Raw genomic sequence first — 24,421 nt, 5'->3', positions numbered from 1 at the left:
CGGAACTGGTTTCTCAGCCATACTCTATCCCACCGACACTCCGCCTTCCCGCATTCTTCTAAAGATGCGTGTCAGCATCCACACGGCCGCGATTGCCAGCACGAATTCCGCCGTGAACTGGGCGTACGCCAGACCGTAAAGCGGGAATAAGTAATTGAGCGCATAGAGTGCCGGAATCTCCAGGATAATCTTACGTAGTACGGCGAAGGTAAGCGCCGCTTTTCCCATTCCAACCGCCTGAAATACGCCCACTGCCAGGAAATCCATACAGAGAAACGGAAGTGCCAGGCAAAAGCCGCGTAGAAATCTTGTTCCATAGGCGATAATGGCCTCATTGTTCATAAATGCCCTGGTCAGGCTGCCCGCCCCAATATAATAGAACAGAGAGACGCAGAACAGGAAGGGAAGCAGCGTCTTAACCGTAAAGAGGATTGCCTCCTTCATCCGCTTCCTGTTACCGCTGGCATAGCAGTAGCTGACCAGCGGCATGATGCCCTGGGAAAAGCCGAGGGCAATCTGCACGGGCACCATATTGATTTTCTGAGCGATTCCCATGGCCGCCACTGCATCGGCCCCAAAGGAAGAGGTGAAATTATTCAAAATCGTCATCCCCGTCACATTAAACAGGTTCTGGATAGCCGCCGGGATTCCCACACCGCACACGCCGAGAATAATCGCCTTCTTTAGTCGGAAATTCTTCGGAAGGATGCAGATAAAGGTATTCGATCTGCGCACGTAAAGCAGGACAAAAAAATAGATGCAGGCCACACAGTTGGATAAAAAGGTGGCAAGACCCGCTCCGGCCGCCCCCATGTTCAGTCCCCACGGGAGAATAAATATGGGATCGAGGATTATATTTAACAGACATCCGCTCATGGTTCCGATACTGGCATGGAGCGATGCGCCCTCCGATCTCACCAGATATGCCATAACCACGTTCAGGATCGCAGGCGCCGCGCCGAAAGACACGGTCCATTTTAAATACTCCGCCGTAGCCTGCGCCGTGTTCGTATCCGCGCCTAAAAGCGTCAGCAGCGGCTGGTGAAACACGGTACAGGCGAAGGACAGCAGGAAGCCGAAAAACAGCGCGCAGTAGAAGCCAAAGGCTGAGCTCTGGCGGACCGTTTCGTAATCCTTCCGTCCCAGAGCGCGGCTCATCATGCTGGAACTGCCGACGCCAAACAGATTGTTGACCGCATTAAATGCCAGCAGCACCGGGGCCGCCAGCGTAACCGCTGCGTTCTGCACCGGATTGTTCATCATTCCGACGAAATACGTGTCCGCCAGGTTGTAAATGACCATAACCAGGGAACTTAAAACGGTCGGAACTGCCAGTTTCATAACCGCCTTCGGCACTGGCATCTGCTCAAATAAAACGGTCTTTTGATTCTCTATCACTATCCTCTGCCTCCCAAACTGTCTTTTTCTTAAGTGTCCTCAAAAGGGTCTCCCGAAGCACTGCCATATCAACAGGCTTTGCCACGTGAGCGTTCATTCCCGCCGCCGCTGCCGCTTGTATGTCCTCGGCAAATGCATTGGCCGTCATCGCAATAATCGGAATGGCTGCCGCGTCCTCCCGCTCCATGCTGCGGATCGCTCTGGTCGCGTCATATCCGTTCATCCCCGGCATCTGGACATCCATCAGAACTGCGCTGTATGTATAGGGTTCCGACTCCATAAACGCGCGTACCGCCTGTTTTCCGTCGGTCGTTACCACAGTCCTGGCGCCGCTCATGGCGAGAAGCTCGCAGAGAATTTCCGCGTTAATCGCATTATCCTCGGCCACCAGAAAGAGGCAGCCGGCAAACGTATCACCGTCAGCAGGCGAAAATGCATTCCACCCGGCCGCCTCTGGCTCCGTCTTCCTTTCAGCCTCCGCCGCCGCGGCCTCATCCTCCGCGTCCAGGCAGTCGAATTCCAATTCTATTTTAAAACAGCTTCCTCTGCCCACCTGGCTTTCTGCCTGGATCCTGCCTCCCATCAGGTCAATCAGCCCCTTCGTAATGCTGAGCCCCAGGCCCGTTCCCTCGATGCGTTCCGTACTCTCATTGCGCATAAACGGTTCAAACATGCAGGCAAGAAACGTTTCCGACATGCCAACCCCCGTATCGCTGATTGTAAAGAGATAGCGGGCGCGGCCGGCCTCATTTGCCAAAGGCTCAACTGGAGAAATCTCTGTCAGCCGGAACTCCACGCTTCCGCCTACCGGCGTATACTTCACCGCATTTCCCAGAATATTGATCAGAATCTGATTTAACCGCAGGGAATCGCCGTAAAAATACTTATGTCTGACTTCTTCCATATGGACTGCAAACTGAAGCCCCGCCACCCTGGCCTGAGGCGCCATCATCGCAGACATCTGCGCCAGCAGCTCGTTTAAGGATATCTTCATGCGGTTCAGCGTAATCTGGGAACGTTCGATCTTATTCATATCCAGAATATCATTGATCAGGCTTAACAGATGCCTGGAGGAAATAGATATCTTCTGCAGGCAGTCCGCCACCCTTTCCCGGTCCCCTAAATGGGCGATCGCCAGAGCAGTCATGCCCATCACCGCATTCATGGGCGTGCGGATATCGTGGCTCATGGTGGAAAGGAAGTCGCTCTTTGCCCGGTTTGCCTCTTCCGCGAGGGCCAGAGCGTCTTCCAGCGCCTTCTTGGACTTCCTCTCGGCGGTCAGCGTATCCGTCACATCCGCCCTCACCAGTCCTACCGTCGAGTGATTGACATCGCTCCACATGACGGTGATCTGTTTATACCTCTCCCCCTCATCCGTATGGTACGAAAGAAGGAAATCGTATCCGTCCGGCTTCTCCCGAAGACCTTCCAGAATCGTATGGATGCGGAATCGGGCGCGGACCTCCGCCTCATTTTCTTCGGTGATGCATTGATCGATAAATCCCAGAATTGCCTCCTCATAGCATTCGGAATAGACGGGAGGAAGATTTTCCAGAACCGTCGCCCTAGTATACATAGTAAGGCTCCTGCTGGCCAGATTGATAAATCCGGCCAGTTCAAAGGTATAGGCGATCAGACGCAGCATTCCCTGCTGCTCCCTGACAGAATCCGTAATATCCGTTCTCGTAAGACAGATCCTTCCAAGACGGAGGTCGACCGGGGACAGAGTTATACTTTTTGTGCGGATATCCCCGTCTTGGTCCACAAGGGAGAAGGTGAAGGAATAAGGCCCTGACTGCAGTTTTTTTATCACATACTCCGGATTCATGTTGTGCTTATACCGCTCCCGGTCTCTCGGTGCCATAACGCCAGAGTTCTGCACCCAGGAGGTCCACTCCAAATAGCTTCCCTGGGGCGGCGGAACACATAAAATGCTGTCACTTTGCGTAAGTACCCGGTAATAGTCTGCCGTCAGGTTAATATCCACGACAAAGTCATAGCTGGCGGTGGTAAGCCGATGCAGAATCCGGTCGTTAATCGTCTGATCGGTGATATCGGTGATCGCAAGGATGCCGGTGACATCGCTGCTGTCCGGCGTATCCACCAGAGTCATCATAATCTGCACGTACCGGCCCGTCGCCTCTCCCGGAATCTGGACGAAGCACTCCATACACTGCTCAAAATCTTTTCGCCTAAACGCGGCAAGAGACGGCTCATTCAGATATATCCCATAGAATTTGCGTCTCTCTTCCTCATCAACTATCAGAGTGCCTATTCCGGTAAAGAACTCCTCCCGCACGCTTCCAAACAGTTTTAGCGGGTTCACTCCCGTATAATCGATGATTTCCAGAATTCTGTTCTGCGTAATGTTGCAGTGCCCCACGATCAGGGCGTTGGAATCCTGCGTATGGTAATGCTGAAGAATCACATCCTTGTACTGCTTCCGGATCAGCTCCTTCTCCTCCAGTTCCCCCGTCATATCCCGCAGAACCGAATAAATCCGCTTCTCCTCGCTGTCACGGTTCATGGTCAGGCTGTTCTTTATCCAGACATAACCGCCGCTGCCCTTTTTCAGGCGGTACACGATCTCACCGTTCCGGTCATTTCCCCCGACGTACGCCTCCATCTGCGCGTTCACCCGGACTCTGTCATCCGGATGGACACCGGCCAGGGCATCCGTCTCATACAGCTGCCACGCGTCCTCCAGCGTCATATCCGTCATGTCTGCAAAGCCCTCGGAGATAAATTCCGGCTTCAGCGTCCCGTCCTTCTCATAATGAACCACCACGATACCGCCCGGAAGATGCTTTAAAACCGTCTGGAAATACTGCTCCAGACGTTCCCGTTCTCTCCTGTTGGTTACTTCCTCAGTGACATCCCGGACGTATTTTACAATGGCCGTCCTTCCATTCCAGTCAATTTCGCGGAAATGGGTGCTGTAAAACCGCCCCGTCTCTCCCGTCTCCATGATATGAGACGTTCCATCCGGCTCATGGCTGGTAAGCGTACAGAACTCGCAGGGTGATGTTCTGCCGTACAGGGCGGCATAACACGTCCGCCCGACTCTGCCCCGCTCTTCCCCGCGAAACCGGCCTGATTCATTGGCATAGAGAAGCTCGTACGTCTCCCTGTCAATCACATAGATTCCGTCCGCCGTCTCATCCGCAATCTGCTGCAGCAGACGGTTCTCTGCGGACATGACTGTATACACAATACAAAATTTATCCTTGCCTGCTGCCCGCCGTCCATTCAGGCGAATCCACACAGAATCTCCGTTCTTCTGCCTGATCCTGCATGAAAGGTCCAATAATTTGCCGCTGTCATAAGCCGCACTTACCGCCTCCATCACCCGGTCCCTGTCCCAGTCGCAGATGAGGCCAAGCACATCCGGGAAAAAAGAGGGCACAAACTGTTTTCCGGCGACATGGTAGACCGAAAGACCGCCCTGAACCGCATCGAAAACATCCTGCATCATTTCCTCGACGCAGGATGTCCGTTCAGGCTCCGGAGGAGCCGGCTGATTCATGGAGAGAGAGTCTTCACGCATCTGTGTCACTCCTCCTTTCCAAAGATAAAATCATACAGTGTCTGATACAGCCGTTCCGGCTCTATGGGCTTGGCCAGGTGAGCATTCATCCCCGCCGCCCGGCTCTTTTCGATATCGTCGTCAAAGGCATTGGCAGTCATGGCAATAATCGGAATATCCCTGGCATCCAGATTGCTCAAATGACGGATATTGACCGTGGCCGACAATCCGTCCATGATCGGCATCCGGATATCCATGAGTATGGCGTCATAATAGCCAGGCTCCGTTTTGCTGAATATCTCCAGCGCACGCAGTCCGTTTTCCGCCGTATCCACCTCGAAGCCCTGATCCGTGAGCAGAAGAGCCGCCACCTCGGTGTTGATCGCATTGTCTTCCACCAGAAGCACGCGTTTCCCGGAAAAATCGAAATTAAAGCCTGCGGTTACCTGTTCCTGCTCATCCTTCTCTCCCAGCGCCCTTGAAAATGCGGACACCAGGGAAGACTTGAACATGGGCTTGCTCATCAGTAGATTGACCCCGGCCAGCTTTGCCTCATGCTCGATGGAACTCCAGTCGTAGGCGGTCATGATAATGATCGTAACATCAGGCCCCACAATCTGCCTGATCTGTCTCGCCGTCTCAATTCCGTCCATCTCCGGCATCTTCCAGTCGATCAGGACCATATCGTAATAGGCGCCCCGGCCCCAGCATTCTCGGATTCTGTCCACGGCCTTGCGCCCGCTGTCCACCCATTCAGCCTTGATTCCCATCTCATGAAGCGTCACGACGGCACTCTCACAGACAGCCACATCGTCATCCACGACCAGCGTCTTTAAGTGGGAGAAATTAAAATTCTGCTTCTTCTGGTTATGGCGCAGCTTCTCCTCCTCCGTAATCCCCAGTTTCACATCCACGGTAAACTCCGTGCCAATACCCTTGATGGAGCGCACCGTGATCTTGCCATCCATCATATCCACAATACTCTTGGAAATCGCCATCCCCAGGCCCGTGCCTCCGTATAAGGCGGTAGTGCCAATGGACTCCTGGGTAAACGGCTCAAAGATATGGGGCAGGAACTCCTCGCTCATACCGATGCCAGTATCGTTGATGATAAAGCGCAGGACGGCATCGTTCTTCATTCTGCTCCGCTGAGACGCGGAGAGGGTAACTTTCCCGCTTTCGCCGGTAAATTTGATCGCATTATTCAAAATATTGATCAGAACCTGCTGCAGCTTCATGGCGTCGCCAATGTAGTAATCGTCCAGAACCGGGTCCACAATGCACTCGTAGTCAACCTCCTTCGAGGCTGCCTGCGGAAAACAGATGGAATTGATTCCGCAGAGAAATTCTTCCATGGGAATTTTCTCGTTCTTCAGCAGCATCTTTCCGCTTTCGATCCGGCTCATGTCCAGAATATCATTGATCAGCGACAGCAGAAAGCGGGAGGAAATGCCGATTTTGGAGATACAGTCGGCTACCTGCTCGTCGTCCCCGATGGATTTGGCTGCAATGGTGCTCATGCCGATAATGGCGTTCATAGGCGTCCTGATCTCATGGCTCATCCTGGAAAGGAAATCGCTCTTGGCTGCATTAGCCTGCTCCGCGGCGGCCAGCGCAGCCGCCAGTTCCTCCTTCTGACGCTGTTCGCCCCGCACAATATCCGTCACATCGGTGCGCACGATGCAGATCCGCCCCAATTCTCTGCTGATATAGAACACTTTAAACCGCTTGACCCGCACATTGCCGTACTCATCCCGCATCTCCGCCACAAAGGAGTATGTGTTCTGATCCTTTAGCATCTCCTTCATATATTCGCTGTCCAACTGGCTTAAGTACTCCTTTTTCGCCGCGCTGTCCATAAACTGTTCCGCAATCTTGGTGATCTCTTTCTGGAATTCTCCCTGCCACGGAATCAGATTCTTCTCCGAACTGTTGAAAGAAACCTGCTGGTACGTATTCCGCCGGATATCGACATCCGTAATGCTGTCATAATCCAGCTCCGCAATTCTCTTGAGCAGGCGCTCCGTCAGCTTCTGCTCCGTAATATCCAGGACGTAAAAGAAAACGATAATATCGCCGGTCTCCGGGTTTAAGCAGGACTTGAAGTTCATGCTCCCCCAGAAGGTGCCGCCGTTATATCTGCACAGGAACTCATAATGATAATCCGACTTTCCGGCCGCATACTCTTCCAGCAGCTTCTCCCGCCTCAGCGCCCAGCGGAGTTCCTCTCCATATGCAGCGTCCACGGCACAGGAGGCCAGACTCTCAATCGTCTCATCGTAGGAAGTTCCCGTATGGGTCAGGATGATATCCGAGGTGGACAGGTAGCTCTCCACCCGGTTTTGCGTGACGTTCATACGTCCCTGGATGCTGCCGTCCGAGGATGACATCTCCGCGAAATAGGTCAGTTCCTTCTCGTACAGCTCCCTCATACGGTCCTGCAGAAGCTTTTCCTCCGTTATATCCACGAAAACGCAGTAAAAATACTGTTCACTTCCCTCTTCCTTCAGCAGCTGGGCCTTGATGGATATCCACTTCACCGTTCCGTCCTTACAGATCAGCCGGTTCTCGTTGTGGATCGTGTTGCCGTGGGTCAGCTGCCGGTTCAGCCGGTCCGCCATAATCTCCAGGTCATCAGGGTAAATGACGGGAGCCATGGTATTTCCCATAGCCGCGAATTCCTCTCTGGAATAGCCCAGGAATTCAAACAGACCGTCATTGGCGTCAATCACAGAAAACTCCGCGTCAAAACGGCACCGGAACACGGCGCCTGGAATGTTGTTATAAAGATTCAGGACCTCTTCCCTGGCCTGTTTCTGGGCGGTGACATCGACGCAGACCGACATGATCGCAGGTCTGCCGTCTTCCGCCGTCACCTCGCGGCCCTGGTCGTGAACCCAGATATAGGAGCCGTCGTGCTTCTTCATCCGGTACTCGGTCACATACTCCCCGGACACCGCTATCTGATCGGCCACCTCGCGGTCCACCCGCTCCCGGTCCTCCGGATGCATGCAGTTGGTAATCATTCCGCCGATATCCCGAATAAAGGCCTCATCATTCTCATAGCCCAGATAATCCAGCATCCGCCGGTTGATAAAATAAAAAGGAAATCCTTCCTCTATGTATCCGCCCATCATGCCGCCCGGCAGAGAATCGTCCAGCAGCTTCTGACGCTGTTTTGCGATGTTCTCCATGACAAGCGTCTGCGGATAGTGTTCCTCGTCCCCCTGCTTGTCGCTGGGTTCTGCAAAATGAAGGCTCTTAACCAGCCACACACCGTGCTCCCTCATCAGAATGAAGAAACCGCGCAGCAGCCAGGAATACAAAGTGTTTTTAAGCGTCAGGCCAATGGAGAAATTCCAGAGATCCTCTCCAAGCCGCTGCTCGTGAACGATCGTGACTCCCACCGCGAACGGTTCCGGTATTTCCCGGATGTCCTGAGCAATATACTCAGTCATCTCTTTCTTACCATGGGCCGCTTCCCCCTCACCGGTACCGATAAACATGATGTCATCTGCGAAAAAAGCAATGGTCTCCTCCATACTTCGTCGTTCAAACCAGGCGCAGCAAAAAGCTTTCACACATTCCCTGGCTGTTATCTGTTCGTTCATCTTCCTTAACCCCTCCTGCAGGTGCCGTACCTGTCTGCTAAAGGCTCATAATTTTGGCCATTTGTACCAATTTTAGCATAGAACCCCATAATATGCAATTCATTGAGGCCTACCATTTTTCCTGAAATGCATTAAGACACGCCTTATTTTTACTTCTGTCCAGAACCGCAAATACGATCTGTTCGAAAACGCCTTTAAACTCTCCGCTCAGCAGCTCCTCCCACCATGAGGCGATTTTTACCGGATCGTTTCTGAAAACGCCGCATCCGTACGCTCCCAGAACCAGATTCTTCGCCCCTCTCTCTGCAAAAACAGCGAGAGCCAGCTTCATCCGGCGGCGCATTACGCGTTCCGCCGTGACGCAGTCTTCGCCCTTTAACAGGACCTGGCCCATATTGACGGCCGGCAGTGTCAGGACCGACGAAGTAAACGGTTTCTCCAGGAGCCGGAAGCCTCCGTCCCGGAAAAACACCACCTCCGGAGAATAGATAGCGTGGTCCGTATACATCATGGATGGGCACGCCCGGTTGTTTCTGTAATAATCCTCGTGGACGGTCAGCGTCCTGTAAAGCCCGCTGGAGGCAGCCAGGCTTTCCTCCTGGGCCATAGCTCCGTTTATGAAACCGCCGCCGGGATTCTTGGCGCTGGCAAAATTCAGGATGGCAATACTCTTCTTTCCCTCCAGAGATAACTTCCAGGCTGCCTCCACGGTGGAGATGTCTCCCACGGTGCAGCCACACTGCTCATCTCCTGTGAGGCTGCCTTCTTCATACGCCTCCAAAAGCTGTACCCCCTCCTCCGGGGTGATCAGGACGCTGTCCTTTACTGACTTTTCATGTGCTTCTTCAATGGAAATCCTCTGGTCTCCATACAGATAATACCCCTGTTCCAGGATCCGGAGCGTTTCCCGCGCCGTCGCTTTTCTGTCCATTATTCTTCCTCCAATTTTCTGCGGAACAGTCTGGAGGGACGGTGGCCCTCATTCTCCGTGAAGGAATCGGTTTCCTCCACCAGATGGGCGATCTTACGCCTAAACGCCGCCTTTAACAGCGTTTTCCCCAGGATGACCTCATACACCTGCTGCAGCTGGGTCAGTGTAAACTCCTCCGGCATCATATGGAGAGCGAGATCCGTATACTCCACCTTTCCCTTCAGCCGCTCCAGCGCATAGGCAATAATCTTCGCATGGTCGAAGGCCAGCCCGTCATTTTCCAGAATTCTGTATTCCGTAACTGTTTCGTGTTCTGTTTTTACAATCTTTTTTTCTATTATGGAACGCAGCACCACGTCCTCATGGCTTAATTGCAGTTCATACCGTTTTGTGCGTATCGTCTTCATACCGTCGTAGGTCATGTTCTTTCTGTACTCGATGTGTTCATCCATTAAATGGAAGGAAATCCGGAACCAGACCGCCTGATCCGCGTCGTCCCCAGCCCTTACCCGGACCTTGGAAGAGTCGATGAGCGCCATGTAGGAACAGCTCATAACCCATGTACGCGGGTCTCTCTCCGGATCGCTGAAGGTATAGAGCTGCTCCAGATAGACGTGGTCAACTCCTGTCTCCTCCTTCAGCTCCCGCTTAGCCGCCGCCTCTGTCGTTTCATCCGGCCGCACAAAGCCGCCGGGAAGCGCCCAGCAGCCCAGATAAGGGTGGACGCCTCTCTGAATCAGCAGCACTTCCAGCTCCTTTTCCGGAAGCTTCCTGTAATTCTCCTCCTCCGTCTCCAGGACGGTAAAGATAACCATGTCGGCCGCAACAGACGGCCGTACGTAATCGCCCGGTTCGTAACTGCTCAGATACTCCGCCTCTGTCAGCCCGTTCCGGTCACGCAGTTCCTTCTTCTTCATCCGTTTTCCCCCTCTTCCCTTTCCAGGAGAAGGTCGCGGACCTCCGTCAGGGCAAAGCCCAGGAAATTCGTCCCCCGCCACTTCACAGGACATTCCGCATCGGGATTACTTTTCCCCATACCGATGCCCCAGATCCGGTCTCTCGGACTCGCTTCCACCAGGATTCGCGATTTCGTGGTCTTCAAATAATCCCACAACTCCGGATTCTGGGAAAACTTCGCCAGATTCCCCCGCTTCACGATCTCATAGCAGGCGCCGTCCCACTTATCCTTATCGAAATTTCGGACGGCACGCCCGTACGCTTTCATCTCCTTCGGATGCTTTGCCTTAAGAATCATGGAGAGCATCTCCCCGTCACCAAACATCCTGGCCTTTTCCGCCATCATAAACTGCTCCGCACACGTATATTCCGTACCGTCAACTGCAAACCGGCACATCCACCACTGGCTGAAGCACGACTCGTTAATGCGTCCGTCCGCAGGCGGCGTGTGTCCCCAGAAAAATAGATATTTTAAATGATCGCCTCTGTTATAGGCCTTTCTTAAAGTTTCCAGATCGTAGATTCCGTTTCTCATGGCGTCCCCTTTCCCTGTCTTTCTTATTTTCTCTTAGTTATTATCATTTAGATATTATTATTTTGTTACTATCACACTTTACACTAATCTTAACGCAGCCCCATCCATTTGTCAAGCACATTGTAAATGGCAGAAATATGAATTTTTCGGTCCATATTTCTGCCATACAGTTATATTTTTGCTATATAATTAGCGGTTTTGGTTACATTTTTAATAATTAATGTATTTTTAACATGACTTTTGTAACTTTTTGTGTTATACTACATTCAGCTCTTCTTTTACATGCCATTCATGGACACTCCCCAAATTCCAGAATGGCATATATTTTTGTCTAAAATCAGCCTGCTGCACAGTCTTCATTTTCTATTTCCCACTTACAATACTATGAAAAGCTGTAAAAATAGTGGTTTCCTTTGCTGTCGGTAAAGTAAATTCCTTCTGCCGGATCGCTGCCGTCCTCTCCCAATGCTTCCGCTCTCCGCGCGGAGGCCGTTGATAAATCCACTCCGGACATCTCCAGCTCCTTCTTAATCTGATCCCGTTCAGATAAGAAATCATAGAGGTATGGAGTTTCAACCGCGCGAATTTTTGACAGGCCGTCGCCGCTGTACGATATCACGATGTAACCACATCTGTCGTTGTCGGCTGAAAATGTACAGCAGTACAGCTCCCCCTGATCCTCATCTGAAACCTGGTCACGGTCTAAAACCGTATATTTCGTAAAGGTATCGTAATTCCACCTGGCGTTTTCCATGCCGCTTATCTCATTGAGCCATCCGTTTAACAGCAATTTTTTAAAGATGGATTTTTGCAGCATCTGATAAGCCCGTGAAGACTGCCCCTCATAATAAGAGTTGCTCAGCGCTGCCAGATTGGCTTCCAGGGTATCCTGCTCCGTGCTCTTTATAAAGCTTAAGCTGCCCTTTGCCTTCTTTCCGGTTACTTTGATCTTATATATCCCCTTCTTCTTGATCTCGATCTGAAATGCGCCTGTCGGTACGTCCTCGTTTTCATATACCGTTTCCCCGTCTTCACTCTGAACGGTTACCGACAGCTTTCCCGAATCACTCACGATATCGGCGTCGATCACGTCCCCCTGATCCATCTCAAAGTACTGGGAATCCGTGGTATTAAATATGCTGTACTTCATAATAAGCTGGCTTCCATTCCCCATTCTGCTGCCGCTGAACGCCAGGCCGTTGCAGGCCATCAGCTGCAATGCCGCGAACATTATGCTCAGAATACAGATGATTTTCTTCATAATACCCTCCAATCCATTTTCATTCTCTTCTTTTTTATCGTACACCCGGAATCTAAAGATAAAGGAAGAGAAAGACTTAAGTTTTCTTAAAGTTTTCGTTTTTCATTTCCATAAAAAACAGTCGACAGGTCAACATAATATTTTTATGTCAACCTGTCGGCTGTAATTCTATTTCATACCGCTATTTTCCAGTAACCGTTCAGACGGCGGGAAATTTGGTGCAGGAAGCAGCATCAAACTCGTTTGTAAGCAGCTTTATGCATCAGACCCCAGGTCCCACTTCTCCCGGGCCTCCCATAGAACCTCCTGCCGGACCTTTATCACCAGGCGCCGAGGGGGCTGGCGTCTCCGGGGCAGCTGGCTCAGAGGCCTTCGTCTCTGCCTTAGTTTCTTCCTTCGTCTCTTTCGTTCCCTTCGTCTCCTCCGGTTCTTTCGCCGCACCGTCAAGGCCGGCGCCCGGACCGATGAGGCTTCCGTCACCATTGGTCTCAGCCGCGGTGGTCTCCTCCTCCGTTGTCTCGGCTTCGGTCTCCTCCGTGGTTTCCATGGTCTCTTCCACGCTCGCCTCTGTCACGCTTTCCGTCTCAGGCGGAGCCGTCTCTTTGGGCGCAGAAGCTGCCCCCGAATTCTTTTTCGTAGAGCCGCCGCCTGTGGGAGCGTTCTTTCCCGGTTCGCTGATTCCGCTCTCCTCCGATATTCTCGCACTGATGGATTTCACCGTGGAAGACGGGGAGTAATTTTCAACATTGTACAGGAACTGATGAAGCTGAATGACGTTGCTCTCCAGTGTCGTCGCAATTACGCAGTCCATTTTCCCGATTCTCATGGTTGTCCTGGAAAATGGGAAACCGGCTGTCTCGCCTATATGGTACTTTGTAATCCCCTTGGCAATCGTGAATAAATCATCGATCCCAATGCTCGTTGATATCTGAGGGAATACCGTGGATACCAGTGTCTTTAACGTACCAAAATCGGCCTGTTTTGCCTTTTCCAGCGCGAGGGTCACAACCTTTCTCTGGCGTTCCGTTCTGTTAAAATCGGTATCCATCAGACGCAGTCTGGCATAGGCCACCGCCTGCACTCCGTCCAGATGATTCATTCCCGCGCTCTTCAGCTGGTAGGAACCGATCCCAGTGGAATTAACTGTCTCAGTGATAAAACCGTTTATATAAGAAAATTCCGCATCTGTAATCTCAATCTCCACGCCGCCCAGGATATTGATGGCCTCCGCCACCGCCTTCCAGTTAAATGTGGCGTAATCATCGATCTTTAAATCCAGGTTTTCGTTCAGCGCCTCTACTGCCTGCTTATGGCCGCCCTTAAAGTAGGCCTCATTGATCTTATGATACGTTCCTTCGCTGTTAATTTTTAAATATGTATCACGGAATACGGACACCAGCTTGATCTCCCCCGTGGCCTTGTCAATGTTGCAGATCATCTCAACGTCGGACAGCGCGCCTTTTTCCAGTTTTCCATCACGGGAATCCACACCGAATACTGCAATTGTCCAATATCCCTTCTGATTCGTTCCCTTTCCAAAAATCAAAAATGCGCTCACTGCCAATATGGCCAAAACGGCCAGTTCGATCATCAGCAGCCTTTTCTTCTTTTTCTTCTTGCGGATCCGTTCCTCCCGCAGTTTTTGGTGTACATCCGGGCGTCCCGAATATCCCCCTCCCCGGTTTCTACCGTCGCCGTTCTCATAATACGCACGGCCGCTTAAGTTGTCCACCTTTCTTTTTGCACTGCTGCTGCGCCTCTTCTGCGCACGCATACGGTCTAATTCATCCTCATAATCCATAACAGGTTATTCAGTCCTTTCCTGTGATTTACTTTGGCAAACCTTACTTATTCTACCAGAAACAATCTTACTGTTTCTTGCTTTTCTCTTACATTTCTCAGTCAATCAGCTTTCTATAATAAGGCCAGCTGGCCTGCATGGTGCTGACTGTCACATTATTTACGCTTCCGCTGGACTCGTGCACCACCTTCATCCGATCCTCCGATTCCCAGGACAGGAACATGACGACATGCCCCTCGTCGCCCAGCCTGACAATAATGTCTCCCGGTTTTAAGTCTTCTCTTGCCACAGCGGTGCCGCAGCCGGCCAGTCCGTCGGTGCTCTCCGCCTGAAGCCTCTTTCCCAGCGCCGACCAGTATACCCAGCTGATCCATCCCGAGCAGTCCAGTCCCTTCATCGTGCGGCCCTTCTCATCGGCATCCACCAGGGAGCCAAAATGATTCCCATCGTAATCCGGCGCCGACGGCTTTCCGCCCCAGTAGTACGGGACTTTTCCCACAGAAGACAGGGCGTAGCGGATCAGGCGCCTTCGTTCCAGAGAGGTATCCGCAGGAAGAAGGCTTAAGTAGTATTCCGTCTCAGACTGCGAAAGCGGATTCGAAATATAGGTGGACGAAACCGTCAGTCCATAGGCAGCCTTCCAGTCCTGGGCAGCCAGTTCCCGTACCGCGTTTTTATGTTCCTCGGTCCAGCCGGGAAAAGCAGCTTCCTGTTCGGCGGCTGCCACTCCCTCCGCTATAGAGAACAGCGATTTTTCCGATGAAGAGGCGCCTGTAACAGCCGCAGTAATATGAAGGTCCACATGCCCCGGACACTTCGCCAGCGGCATTTTCTCTTCCTTGTCCGTTTCCTCTTCCTTATCCGTTTCCTCTGCCGTTTCTGCCTCAGCGGCTTTAGATGCTTCCATCAGTGCGATTCCAGGGCCGATCTCCGCTTTGGTCTCCTGTTCCACGGCTTCAGCCGCTCCTTCCGCCATTCCACTCCCTGTCCCGTTGTCTTCTCCAATAGCCGTTGCCTCTGAAGCAGACGGCACTCCCGGCCCAATCTCCGCTGTTTCCGGCGTCGCCTGTGAATGATCTGAAGCGGAGGCACCCGCAGTCCCGTCCGCTCCGCTCTGCGCCTCCTCAGAGCCTGTCAAACCGTCTCCTGATGCATTCTCCGGGTTCTCTCCCGAACCGGCGGTTCCTGCTGCCTCAGAGGCTTCCGTATCACCGGACGCCTCCTCCAGACAGCCGTCACAGTAATACACCTCTCCGATGGAATAATGAATCGAGTGAGACTTGTCCCAGAGATTCAGCACGTAATTCAGAAAGGCATCACTGTCCTCAGGGTCCGTGTAATAAAAGTATGTATTTGCCATGGCCATGATTTCCTTGATATTTGAATCAGCCATAATTCTGTTTCCATTTTCATCAGTAAAGACCATGTCGATGCGCGACCACTCGGAGAGCAGCCAGCTGTCAGGATTGTCCTCTGTCTGCGATTCATCAAGCGGATTGCAGAGTCCCCGCACACGGTCTGCGGGAAGTCCCAGCTTTGCAGCAGCTTCTGCCGGCTTCCGGTTGGATAAATCATAGATGGAGGCCAGCCATTCCGAGTCTTTTACAGATAATTCACGGAGGATCTGCCCCGCCAGACTGTTCTGCGCATCCGTGCGGTCTGCGCCCTCCGGATAGAGATAAGCCAGATTCAGCGCAGCAAGAGAAGGCGAAAATACTTCTTCCGCCTCCGTCTCCGGCACAGTTTCCACCGGCTTTGTTTCCTCCGGCACGACAGGCGGTCTGGAGACCACAGGCCGCGCCGGTTTATTTTCTGGTATATCATAGGATGAAAGATAAGACTGGGCCCCCGCATGAATCGCGGTTCCCACAAGAGCCATAAAAATGGCGGATATAGTCTGGTTTCTGACGGTTCTGTTTCGTTTCATCGGTTTTCATCTTCCTGTTATCGTTTCTAAAGTAAGAATATACCATATTGCCCCGTCAAAAAACAGAGAAAAAGAATTAATTGTTTATTAAGATTCAGTGTCGGCTCATCTCGCGCACCACGCGCAGCGCCACATCCGGGTAGTTGGTGATCATGGCGGCGATCTTCTGCTCCGCAAGGACCCTCATGGCCCCTTCCTCGTTCACAGTCCACACGTGGAGCGGCAGTTTCTTCTCCTTTGCCTCCTTGAGAAGCTTCCCGGAACGCAGGTGGTAGAGTGCCGGATGGAGCGCATCCACTCCCAGCTTCTTCCCGTAGGAAGCCACATGGATCCAGCCATCCGAATACAGAAGTCCTGTTTTGGCAGCCGGGTCCAGCCGTTTCACCTTTAAAAGGCTGGGATGGTGGAAGGACGAATAGATCACCCGGTCCTCCATTCCCATCTCCTTTACCAGCTTGACGGCAGCCTCTTCGATCCCCTTATAACGGACGATTCCCGTCTTCAGTTCGATATTTACGGTCAGCTTCGAAGGTTTGATAAGGGAAAGCACCTCTCCCAGCTCCGGAATCCTCGCATCCGCAAACTCCGGGTGCAGCCTGCTGCATCGGAACTTCTTTAACTCCTTCATCGTAAAATCTGCCACACAGCCGCTGCCGTCGCAGACCCGGTCGATGGTCTCGTCATGTATTACGGCCAGAGAGCCGTCCTTCGTCATCTGGATATCCAGCTCCACTCCATCCGCGCCCTGGCTGACCGCCAGTTCAAATGCCTCCAGCGTATTTTCCGGCGCATAGGCCGACGCCCCTCTGTGTGCCCAAACCTTCGTTTTCATCGTCCCGTACTCCTTTTCCTTACTCGTTCAAGAGATTGTAATCCTCAATGGATTTATTGATGTTTTCAGCCATCTTCGCCACCGTATCTTCCGGAGAAGTGCCGTTGTTTAACATATTTTCGATTTCTGTCTCCACGATCTGTCTCGCCTCTGGGAAAATGCTTAAGAGCGCCCCTGCTGACTGCGGTGTGGAATCATGGAGCTGGTCGATCGCCGTCTCAAACTGGGGATACTTCGCAATATTCTCCTGGAATACCGTCTCCTCATGTGCGGCCACGGTTACCGGGAAGTAACCGGTCTGGGAATTCCAGTAAGCCTGGCTGGCCGGAGAAACAAGGAATTTCACGAACTGCCAGACCGCGTTCTGTCTCGCCGGATCTTCGTTGTTCAGCGCCCAAAGGGAACCGCCGCCGATTGACACGCCGCCCTGGTCCTCGTCGCTCACCTTCGGGAAATAAGCGGTGCCCACTTCAAATTTGCCGTTTACGTCATTTAAGATCTGTTTTAACGAAGCGGTAGATCCAAGCGTCATAGCCGACTTTCCTGCGCTGAAATCAGCCAGTCCGGCATCTCCGCCGCGTCCCACATTAGGCGCATACCCCTGGTCTGCCAGAGCCTTCCATGCGGTAAGCGTCTTAACGCCCGCGCCGTTTTTGTCAAAATCGACTGCCGTTGCCGCCGCGGTTCTTCCGTTGCCGTTGTCCGCATAGTCCGCGCCCTGTTTGGAAGTAAACTGTTCAAAGAACCAGCCGTAAATTCCCAGGGAAATCACCTCTCCGGCACCTCCCTTTTCGAGAAGCCCGTCTCCCACAGCCGCAATCTTCGGCAGGCTGTCCGGAATCTCCGTGATTCCCGCCTTCTCAAACATGTCCTTGTTATAATAGAGAATCGGAGTAGAGGAATTAAACGGCATGGAGTAAAGGACGTCATCCACCGTATAGTAGGCCGCGATATTCGGTTCTACCTGGCTTAAGTCCCATCCTTCCCCGTCGATCAAATCCTGCATGGGGACCACCCAGCCGGAATCGATCATGAACCGGGTGCCAATGTCATAGATCTGAACGAGGTCGGCCCCCATACTGCCGATCTGGGCGCTCTTAAGCTTGTTGATCGCATCGTCATAGCTGCCCTGGTACTGGGCTTCCACGGTGATTTTGTCTGTGTTCTCCTTATTAAACTGCTCCACCAGAGTATTGATCGCCTCACCGTTCACGCCGCCCATGGAATGCCAGAAGGTGATGGTCACACCACCCGCCTTATTTTCTGCCGCGCTGCCCTTCACCGCCTCTGTTCCCGCAGCCGTATCCTGTGCCGTCGTATCACTTTCTTTCGTTCCTGTCTGGCTGCTGCAGCCTGTCACGCTTCCTGCGGCCACCATAAGGGCCATGCAGGCAGCAATTGCATTTTTCTTCATTCTTATTCCTCCAGAATTTTCTTTCTTATTTTATCTGCATCGGGATTGCCGTGCGCCTCACTTGGCGCCGGTCTGTCAGTACCGAAGTCCGGCGGCACTAGCCTTTGACGGCACCCGAAAACATTCCATGGATCAATTGTTTCTGTCCGATCAAAAATACCGAAATGGACGGTATAATGATCATCACCACGCCGGCAATCATCATGGATATGGACTGGGAATCCACACTGTCCAGCATTCCGATTCCGATCTGTACGGTCCGCATGGAATCAGAGCCGGTAACCAGCAGCGGCCACATATACATGTTCCAGGCGTTGATAAAGGTATAGACCGCCATAGCTCCGATCGCCGCTTTCGTAAGCGGAATCAGAATCCGGAAAATGAATTTTATATTCGAGCATCCGTCGATCTTCGCCGATTCATACAGTGAAATGGGAAACGTCATATAAAACTGACGAAACAGGAAGATCCCCATGGCCGATGTCAGGTACGGGATAATCAGCACCTGATAGCTGTCCAGCCATTTGAGACGGCTGACGGTTAAGTAATTGGATATGATGGTGGCCTCGCCCGGTATCATCATCGTCGCCATGACGATCATGAACAGGACATTTTTGCCTTTAAAGTCTAAAAAAGAGAAGGAAAATGCCGCCAGAGAGCAGGATATGATCTGCCCGAAGGTAATTGCGCCAGCCACGATAAACGAGTTGAGAATAAACCGTCCCAGCGGAATTTTTCTCATGGCCTCCTTAAAATTATCCATGGTGGGACTCGACGGAAACAGATTGAGTTCCGTGGTGAAAAGCTCACTGGAGGGCATAAAAGCGATGCTCACTGCGTAGAAAAGCGGCAGCAGGATCACAAAAGCCGCCACGATGTTGACAGCTACCAGCGCGGTCCGTTCCACTCTTCTTTTGATCAGTGCCTTCTGATTGGCCTCCTGGTAGAGTCTGGCGATCTCCGCCTCGCTCATTTTGTTTCTCTCTACAGTTATGGTAGAATCCATCAGTAGTTTACCCCCTTCTTCTCCAGCCGGAACATGCACAGCGTGAGAATCATAATGATGCCGAACAACAGAACCGACTGCGCCGCCGCACCGCCGAACCGGTAGTTAAAGAACGCATCCCGGTAGATCGAATATACGATTAAGTTGGTGGATTCTCCCGGGCCGCCCTGTGTCAGGACCTTGACCTGGCCAAAGGACTGAAAGGCCTGAATGATATTGACCACCAGCGTATAAAACAGAATGGGGCTGAGTCCCGGCAGTGTCAGATGAAAGAATTTGGCCCACGCACCGGCGCCATCCACGGACGCCCTTTCGTAGATCGATTCATCGATATTGCTGAGTCCCGCACTAAAATACAGGAAATTGATCCCGCTGTTCAGCCATGCGGTCACAAGAGCCACACAGAGAAGCGCATATTTCGGATCACTGATCCAGTTGATATTAAGTCCCGTCAGCTTGTTTACAATGCCGATGGACGGGTGAAGCATAATTTTGAAGATCATGGCTGCCGAACTGGAGGCGATCGCCATAGGAAGCGCATAGGCTGTGCTGAAGACCCGGATTCCCGGAAATGTCTTATTGCACAGCAGGGCCGTAAAGAGTCCCAGCAGCATGCTTACAGAGACCACAATCGCCACGAACACACCCGTTACCACGAGGCTGTTTAAAAATGAGGAGGACGTTAATAAGTCCTTATAGTTTCCGGCTCCCACAAAGAGCCTGGCCTGCCCCATTTTGTTCGTTTTATAGAGGCTTAAATAGATGGTCTTGAAAAAGGGATAGAACAGGAAAACCGCGAAAACCGCCAGAGCCGGGACGAGATAGGCGTATGGGCCGGCCTTTTTTACCATTGCTTTCACTTTCATTGGAATACTCACTCCTTACAGATAGAATAAAGAGTCCGTTTTGCCGGACTCGCGCGCCGGAGCGCGGTCGCTTTAGCGGCCATATTTCCTCAGCGCGTAGTGCGCATACCCCGGAGGGCTTTCATTTCATAGGAGAAACTCCCCTATGAAATGAAATATTTTCTTCTGTCTCCATGTCAAACAGCTTGATGCGGTCCATGTCGACAAAGACCGTCACCGTGCTTCCCGGTTCCGCTTTGAAATCCGGTTTTGTACGGACGCAGAGCTCATTTCGTCCGCAGTTTCCATAGAGAAGCTGTTCGGCACCCAGCATTTCCTTGATTTCCACTTCCAGCGGAAGCGCATTTTCCCCGGGTCCCGTCTCATGAAAGTCTTCCGGCCTGATTCCCAGATACACCCGTCTTCCCAGGTATCCGCCTTCGATCAGCCGGGAGGCGCACATACGGTTTACATACAGTCTGCTGCTGCCAAATTCCAGGCAGACTCTCTCATCGCGCCGTTCCACCCACGCCGGCAGAAAATTCATCGCCGGAGAACCGATAAAACCAGCCACAAATTTATTCACAGGATTTAAATATAGATCCCCGGGGGCGGCAGCCTGCTGAATCTTGCCACTCCTCATAACGACAATCCTCGTCCCCAGCGTCATGGCCTCCACCTGATCGTGAGTCACATAGATCACGGTAGCGCCCAGTTCCCGGTGCAGCTTCGAGAGTTCCACCCTCATCTGCGACCGCAGCTTTGCGTCTAAGTTGGAGAGAGGTTCATCCATGAGGTACGCCTTCGGCTCCCTTACAATCACGCTGCCGATCGCCACTCTCTGCTTCTGGCCTCCTGACAGCGCGTGTGGTTTTCTGTCCAGCAGATGGGCGATATCCAGGATTTTTGCGGCCTGCCTCACCCGTCTGTCGATCTCCTCCTTCGGTGTCTTCCGCACCTTCAGCCCAAAGGCCATGTTCTGATACACCGTCATATGAGGGTACAGCGCGTAGTTCTGAAACACCATGGATAAATCTCTGTTTTTTGGTTCCAGCATGTTGACCAGCTGACCGTCAATCCAGAGCTGACCGGAGGAAATGTCCTCCAGCCCGGCGATCATGCGGAGCGTCGTCGACTTCCCGCACCCCGACGGTCCCACCAGAATCAGGAACTCTTTATCCCTGATATCGAGGTTCACATCCTTCACCGCCTCAAAACCGTTCTTATAGGTTTTGCACACATTTACTAACGATAAACTCGCCATAATATTTCCTTCCTTTTCTTTCCGGTATGCTCTAATTTTATAAGGGCAAAGTAAAATGAAAAAGAAAGTTTTGGTAAAATGGTTGTAAACCTTCTATTGACGCACAAAGTTGTTCGGGATATAATAGACTAAATTTATGAGGAGGCATAAATTCCAATAGCAAAGCTAAGCGCCATGCACCTGTAAGTACGAGCGTGAACGGTGAAGACCGGTACTGAAGGTTAACGAGGAGAAGAGTTTATCGAAGAATTCGGCGGATGCTCTTCCATGCCATCCGGGCGTGTATCCTGAACGAAATATGCGGGTAACCGCAAAACAAACGCGCAGGAACCGGACTGATACGACAGAACAGCATAACAGACTAAAATGACAGACTGACAAACTAAATTAAAACCGAAGCTGAAAAAGCTGCCGTTCTCAAAGACGAGAAACAGACAGTCTCTTTTTTGTGCGGCCTTTTTTTCAGAAAAACTGAGAGGAGATCAACAACTATGTGTGGAATTATTGGTTATACAGGACCCCTGGACTCTAAAAAGATACTTTTAAACGGACTTACCCAGCTGGAATACCGCGGGTATGACAGCGCCGGAGCCGCGCTTTGCATGGAGAACTCCCACATCTGCCTGGTTCGCCGGACCGGCAAGGTGGCAAACTTAAAGGAGACGATGGAACGGATCACAGACGTCTCCCACTGCGGCTTAGGCCATACGAGATGGGCGACCCACGGCGGTGTGACAACACAGAACACCCATCCCCATCAGGCCGGAAAAGTCACTCTGGTCCACAACGGGATCATCGAGAATTACCATCAGCTGACCGAACAGTTTCACCTGGAAGCTAAGCTTCATTCTGAGACGGACAGCGAGGTGGCCGCCTGGGTGCTCGACAGCCTCTACCAGGGAGACCCGCTGGAGGCCATCACCAGGCTTGTGGCCCTGATTAAGGGCTCTTACAGCTTCTGTATCATGTTCGAAGACTACCCGGGAGAGATTTATGCCATCCGGAACGTAAGCCCTCTCGTAGCGGCTTACACGCGTTCAGGCTCCTTCGTGGCCTCGGACTTAACCGCGCTCATCCCTTATACGAGACAGTATTTTGTCGTCCCTGAAGACCATATCGTGCGTCTGACCTCCTATAAGGTCCACCTTTACAACCTGCAGCGCCATGAAGAGATGCCGGAACTGATGGAAGTGAACTGGAACATGGATGCCGCCATGAAAAACGGCTTCCCCCATTTCATGCTGAAAGAAATCCACGAACAGCCGGAGGCGCTGCGAAACACCATACTACCCCGTCTGAGCAAGGGGCTGCCCGATTTTACCGACGATCAGATCCCGGATGACATATTCACTTCCTGCTCCCAGATTCACATCGTGGCCTGCGGCACCGCCATGCACGCCGGGATGGCAGCCAGGAGCATGATGGAGCCCCTTCTTCGAATCCCGGTCACGGTGTCGGTAGCGTCGGAATTCCGTTACGAGGAGCCGCTGATCGGCGAAGACACCCTCGTCATCATCATCTCTCAGTCCGGAGAGACCATTGATACGCTGGCCGCCATGCGTCTGGCGAAGAATTACGGCGCGGCCGCCTTATCCGTCGTCAATGTAAAGGGATCCACCATCGCCAGGGAGAGTGATTACACGCTCTATACCCATGCAGGCCCTGAAATCGCCGTAGCCAGCACGAAAGCCTATTCCGTTCAGTTGGCCGCCCTCTATATGATTGGCTGCCGTATGGCCCTCGTACGGGGCAAATACAGTGTCCCCCAGGCCACCGAGTTCATGAAGAAGCTGCTTAATGCCATTCCCGCCATGGAGTCCATGATCGCTCAGAAAGACTCCATCAAGGCTCTGGTCACACATTTAATCAACAAATCCGATGCATTTTTCATCGGCCGGGGACTGGATTACGCCTTTTCCCTGGAAGGCGCGCTGAAGCTGAAGGAAATCTCCTATATTCACGCGGAAGCCTATGCGGCCGGCGAGCTGAAACACGGCACCATCGCCCTGATCACAGAGGAAGTCCCTGTCATCGCCATCGCCACACAGGAAAAAGTATTTGCCAAAACCATCTCCAACATCCGCGAGGTCAAGGCCCGCGGCGCCTTCGTGATTCTCATCACCAGGGAGGACGCCGTCTTAGATGGAGGAGTCGCCGATATTCATATCCGCATTCCGAAGATTGGGGACCGTTTTACCGTCTTCCCTATCGCAGTCGTGCTCCAGCTGATCGCCTACTACGCCTCCACCGGCAAGGATCTCGATGTGGACCAGCCGAGAAATCTGGCAAAATCCGTTACCGTAGAATAAGAGCGAAGAACGGCCGCAGGATCACTTATTGATCCTGCGGCCGTTCTCCGTTCTTCCCGCGAGCTGCGGGGGTTTTTATTCCCTGATGCCCTCGTTTCCGGGACCCACATCGGTTGGTTTAAGTATTCTTATTCAGCCACTCCTGCTTGGTTTCCGCGAATGCACGAATCATCTTCACTACACCGTCAACGCCTACCGCGCTGCGGTTGATGCAGAGATCGTAGCTTCTCGTATCGCCCCACTTCTTGCTGGAGTAGTAATTATAGTAGCTTGCACGCTTTTTATCGGTCTTCACCATGATATCTTTTGCCTTTGCATCATCCACATTATAAAGCTTCTTCAGGGAAGCGATGCGGTCCTCGTCGCTGGCCGTGATAAATACGGACACTACCTTCGGATAATCGGACAGCGCATAATCGGCGCATCTTCCGACGATCACACAGGACTCCTGATCTGCCAGCTGTTTGATGGTATCAAACTGTGCAAGAAATATTTTATGATTAATCGGCATATCCATATAGCCGGACGTCGTATATCCCATGGAATAGGTATCCATTACCAGGGAATACAGAAAGCTGTTGGTCGGCTTTTCGTCATGAGTTTCAAATAATTCCTCGCATAAACCGCTGTTCTTGGCTGCCAGTGCCAGCAATTCCTTATCATAGCACTTTACGCCCATCTCCTCGGCTAACTTCTGTCCGATGATCTTACCGGAACTACCGCATTGTCTTCCTATTGTAATTACTAAATTTCCGCTCATATAGACCGCTCCTTCCAGTTATCTTATACGCCTATTATACATCA

At 52.1% G+C, this 24,421-nt stretch carries 16 protein-coding genes; 1 reads left to right on the top strand and 15 read right to left on the bottom strand.

The window, feature by feature from the left end; all coding sequences use genetic code 11:
- Positions 1 to 24: 24 nt before the first annotated feature.
- The 14 genes from H8S75_RS13150 to H8S75_RS13085 all read right to left on the bottom strand — a co-directional run bounded on the left by H8S75_RS13150 (position 25) and on the right by H8S75_RS13085 (position 21,308).
- The gene (locus H8S75_RS13150) at positions 25 to 1,362 is read right to left on the bottom strand and encodes an MATE family efflux transporter (RefSeq protein WP_207729135.1); all 1,338 of its coding nucleotides are present in this window, start codon (positions 1,360 to 1,362) and stop codon (positions 25 to 27) included.
- Positions 1,363 to 1,366: 4 nt separating this feature from the next.
- Positions 1,367 to 4,945, bottom strand: a complete 3,579-nt coding sequence (locus H8S75_RS13145) for an ATP-binding protein (RefSeq protein ID WP_187022017.1) — start codon at positions 4,943 to 4,945, stop codon at positions 1,367 to 1,369.
- A 5-nt stretch (positions 4,946 to 4,950) separates the two neighbouring features.
- On the bottom strand, positions 4,951 to 8,535 hold the full coding sequence (locus H8S75_RS13140) for a response regulator (RefSeq protein WP_187022016.1): 3,585 nt from the start codon (positions 8,533 to 8,535) through the stop codon (positions 4,951 to 4,953).
- A 109-nt stretch (positions 8,536 to 8,644) separates the two neighbouring features.
- The gene (locus H8S75_RS13135; RefSeq protein WP_187022015.1) at positions 8,645 to 9,466 is read right to left on the bottom strand and encodes a TIGR02452 family protein; all 822 of its coding nucleotides are present in this window, start codon (positions 9,464 to 9,466) and stop codon (positions 8,645 to 8,647) included.
- Positions 9,466 to 10,383 (bottom strand): NUDIX hydrolase, encoded by a 918-nt coding sequence (locus H8S75_RS13130; RefSeq protein WP_187022014.1) that lies wholly within the window; start codon positions 10,381 to 10,383, stop codon positions 9,466 to 9,468. Before H8S75_RS13130 ends, H8S75_RS13135 begins: the two co-directional genes overlap by 1 nt.
- On the bottom strand, positions 10,380 to 10,958 hold the full coding sequence (gene ybiA, locus H8S75_RS13125; RefSeq protein ID WP_187022013.1) for a riboflavin biosynthesis intermediates N-glycosidase: 579 nt from the start codon (positions 10,956 to 10,958) through the stop codon (positions 10,380 to 10,382). The genes H8S75_RS13130 and ybiA overlap by 4 nt, the downstream gene beginning before the upstream one ends.
- A 382-nt stretch (positions 10,959 to 11,340) precedes the next feature.
- Positions 11,341 to 12,219, bottom strand: a complete 879-nt coding sequence (locus tag H8S75_RS13120; protein WP_187022012.1) for a hypothetical protein — start codon at positions 12,217 to 12,219, stop codon at positions 11,341 to 11,343.
- A gap of 262 nt (positions 12,220 to 12,481) precedes the next feature.
- Positions 12,482 to 13,993 carry an LCP family glycopolymer transferase gene (locus H8S75_RS13115; protein ID WP_349768917.1) on the bottom strand — a complete coding sequence of 504 codons (1,512 nt, stop codon included), beginning with the start codon at positions 13,991 to 13,993 and terminating at the stop codon, positions 12,482 to 12,484.
- A 124-nt stretch (positions 13,994 to 14,117) separates the two neighbouring features.
- Positions 14,118 to 15,947 carry an NlpC/P60 family protein gene (locus tag H8S75_RS13110; RefSeq protein WP_187022010.1) on the bottom strand — a complete coding sequence of 610 codons (1,830 nt, stop codon included), beginning with the start codon at positions 15,945 to 15,947 and terminating at the stop codon, positions 14,118 to 14,120.
- A gap of 94 nt (positions 15,948 to 16,041) precedes the next feature.
- A complete protein-coding gene (locus H8S75_RS13105) occupies positions 16,042 to 16,779 on the bottom strand; it encodes a glycerophosphodiester phosphodiesterase (RefSeq protein WP_187022009.1) in 738 nt (245 codons plus the stop codon).
- A 19-nt stretch (positions 16,780 to 16,798) separates the two neighbouring features.
- Complete coding sequence (locus H8S75_RS13100; protein WP_187022008.1) at positions 16,799 to 18,193, bottom strand: ABC transporter substrate-binding protein; 1,395 nt, start codon at positions 18,191 to 18,193, stop codon at positions 16,799 to 16,801.
- Positions 18,194 to 18,290: 97 nt separating this feature from the next.
- Complete coding sequence (locus H8S75_RS13095; protein ID WP_390472334.1) at positions 18,291 to 19,166, bottom strand: carbohydrate ABC transporter permease; 876 nt, start codon at positions 19,164 to 19,166, stop codon at positions 18,291 to 18,293.
- A 32-nt stretch (positions 19,167 to 19,198) separates the two neighbouring features.
- On the bottom strand, positions 19,199 to 20,065 hold the full coding sequence (locus H8S75_RS13090; protein WP_002604030.1) for a carbohydrate ABC transporter permease: 867 nt from the start codon (positions 20,063 to 20,065) through the stop codon (positions 19,199 to 19,201).
- A 121-nt stretch (positions 20,066 to 20,186) separates the two neighbouring features.
- Positions 20,187 to 21,308, bottom strand: a complete 1,122-nt coding sequence (locus H8S75_RS13085) for an ABC transporter ATP-binding protein (RefSeq protein ID WP_187022006.1) — start codon at positions 21,306 to 21,308, stop codon at positions 20,187 to 20,189.
- Positions 21,309 to 21,799: 491 nt separating this feature from the next.
- Between H8S75_RS13085 and glmS the strand changes: the two genes are divergently transcribed.
- Entirely contained in the window at positions 21,800 to 23,617 is a 1,818-nt protein-coding gene (glmS, locus tag H8S75_RS13080) for a glutamine--fructose-6-phosphate transaminase (isomerizing) (protein WP_187022005.1), read from the top strand.
- Between the two features lie 118 nt (positions 23,618 to 23,735).
- Here the strand turns inward: glmS and H8S75_RS13075 are convergent, their stop codons facing one another.
- Entirely contained in the window at positions 23,736 to 24,377 is a 642-nt protein-coding gene (locus H8S75_RS13075) for a cytidylate kinase-like family protein (protein ID WP_187022004.1), read from the bottom strand.
- Positions 24,378 to 24,421 lie beyond the last annotated feature (44 nt).

Source organism: Hungatella hominis (assembly GCF_014288005.1).
In the GTDB taxonomy this organism is placed as follows: Bacteria; Bacillota; Clostridia; order Lachnospirales; family Lachnospiraceae; genus Hungatella; species Hungatella effluvii.
Note: the sequence above shows the minus strand (reverse complement) of the source record. Positions and strands in the feature narration are given on the sequence as shown.

What these genes read in the sequence shown, in the direction of transcription:
- H8S75_RS13140 (WP_187022016.1), bottom strand. Translation starts at nt 8,535, where the DNA reads ATGAACGAACAGATAACAGCCAGGGAATGTGTGAAAGCTTTTTGCTGC.
- H8S75_RS13115 (WP_349768917.1), bottom strand. Translation starts at nt 13,993, where the DNA reads ATGCGTGCGCAGAAGAGGCGCAGCAGCAGTGCAAAAAGAAAGGTGGAC.
- ybiA (WP_187022013.1), bottom strand. Translation starts at nt 10,958, where the DNA reads ATGAGAAACGGAATCTACGATCTGGAAACTTTAAGAAAGGCCTATAAC.
- H8S75_RS13095 (WP_390472334.1), bottom strand. Translation starts at nt 19,166, where the DNA reads ATGAGCGAGGCGGAGATCGCCAGACTCTACCAGGAGGCCAATCAGAAG.
- H8S75_RS13150 (WP_207729135.1), bottom strand. Translation starts at nt 1,362, where the DNA reads ATGCCAGTGCCGAAGGCGGTTATGAAACTGGCAGTTCCGACCGTTTTA.
- glmS (WP_187022005.1), top strand. Translation starts at nt 21,800, where the DNA reads ATGTGTGGAATTATTGGTTATACAGGACCCCTGGACTCTAAAAAGATA.
- H8S75_RS13100 (WP_187022008.1), bottom strand. Translation starts at nt 18,193, where the DNA reads ATGAAGAAAAATGCAATTGCTGCCTGCATGGCCCTTATGGTGGCCGCA.
- H8S75_RS13090 (WP_002604030.1), bottom strand. Translation starts at nt 20,065, where the DNA reads ATGAAAGTGAAAGCAATGGTAAAAAAGGCCGGCCCATACGCCTATCTC.
- H8S75_RS13075 (WP_187022004.1), bottom strand. Translation starts at nt 24,377, where the DNA reads ATGAGCGGAAATTTAGTAATTACAATAGGAAGACAATGCGGTAGTTCC.
- H8S75_RS13110 (WP_187022010.1), bottom strand. Translation starts at nt 15,947, where the DNA reads ATGAAACGAAACAGAACCGTCAGAAACCAGACTATATCCGCCATTTTT.
- H8S75_RS13085 (WP_187022006.1), bottom strand. Translation starts at nt 21,308, where the DNA reads ATGGCGAGTTTATCGTTAGTAAATGTGTGCAAAACCTATAAGAACGGT.
- H8S75_RS13105 (WP_187022009.1), bottom strand. Translation starts at nt 16,779, where the DNA reads ATGAAAACGAAGGTTTGGGCACACAGAGGGGCGTCGGCCTATGCGCCG.
- H8S75_RS13135 (WP_187022015.1), bottom strand. Translation starts at nt 9,466, where the DNA reads ATGGACAGAAAAGCGACGGCGCGGGAAACGCTCCGGATCCTGGAACAG.
- H8S75_RS13130 (WP_187022014.1), bottom strand. Translation starts at nt 10,383, where the DNA reads ATGAAGAAGAAGGAACTGCGTGACCGGAACGGGCTGACAGAGGCGGAG.
- H8S75_RS13120 (WP_187022012.1), bottom strand. Translation starts at nt 12,219, where the DNA reads ATGAAGAAAATCATCTGTATTCTGAGCATAATGTTCGCGGCATTGCAG.
- H8S75_RS13145 (WP_187022017.1), bottom strand. Translation starts at nt 4,945, where the DNA reads ATGCGTGAAGACTCTCTCTCCATGAATCAGCCGGCTCCTCCGGAGCCT.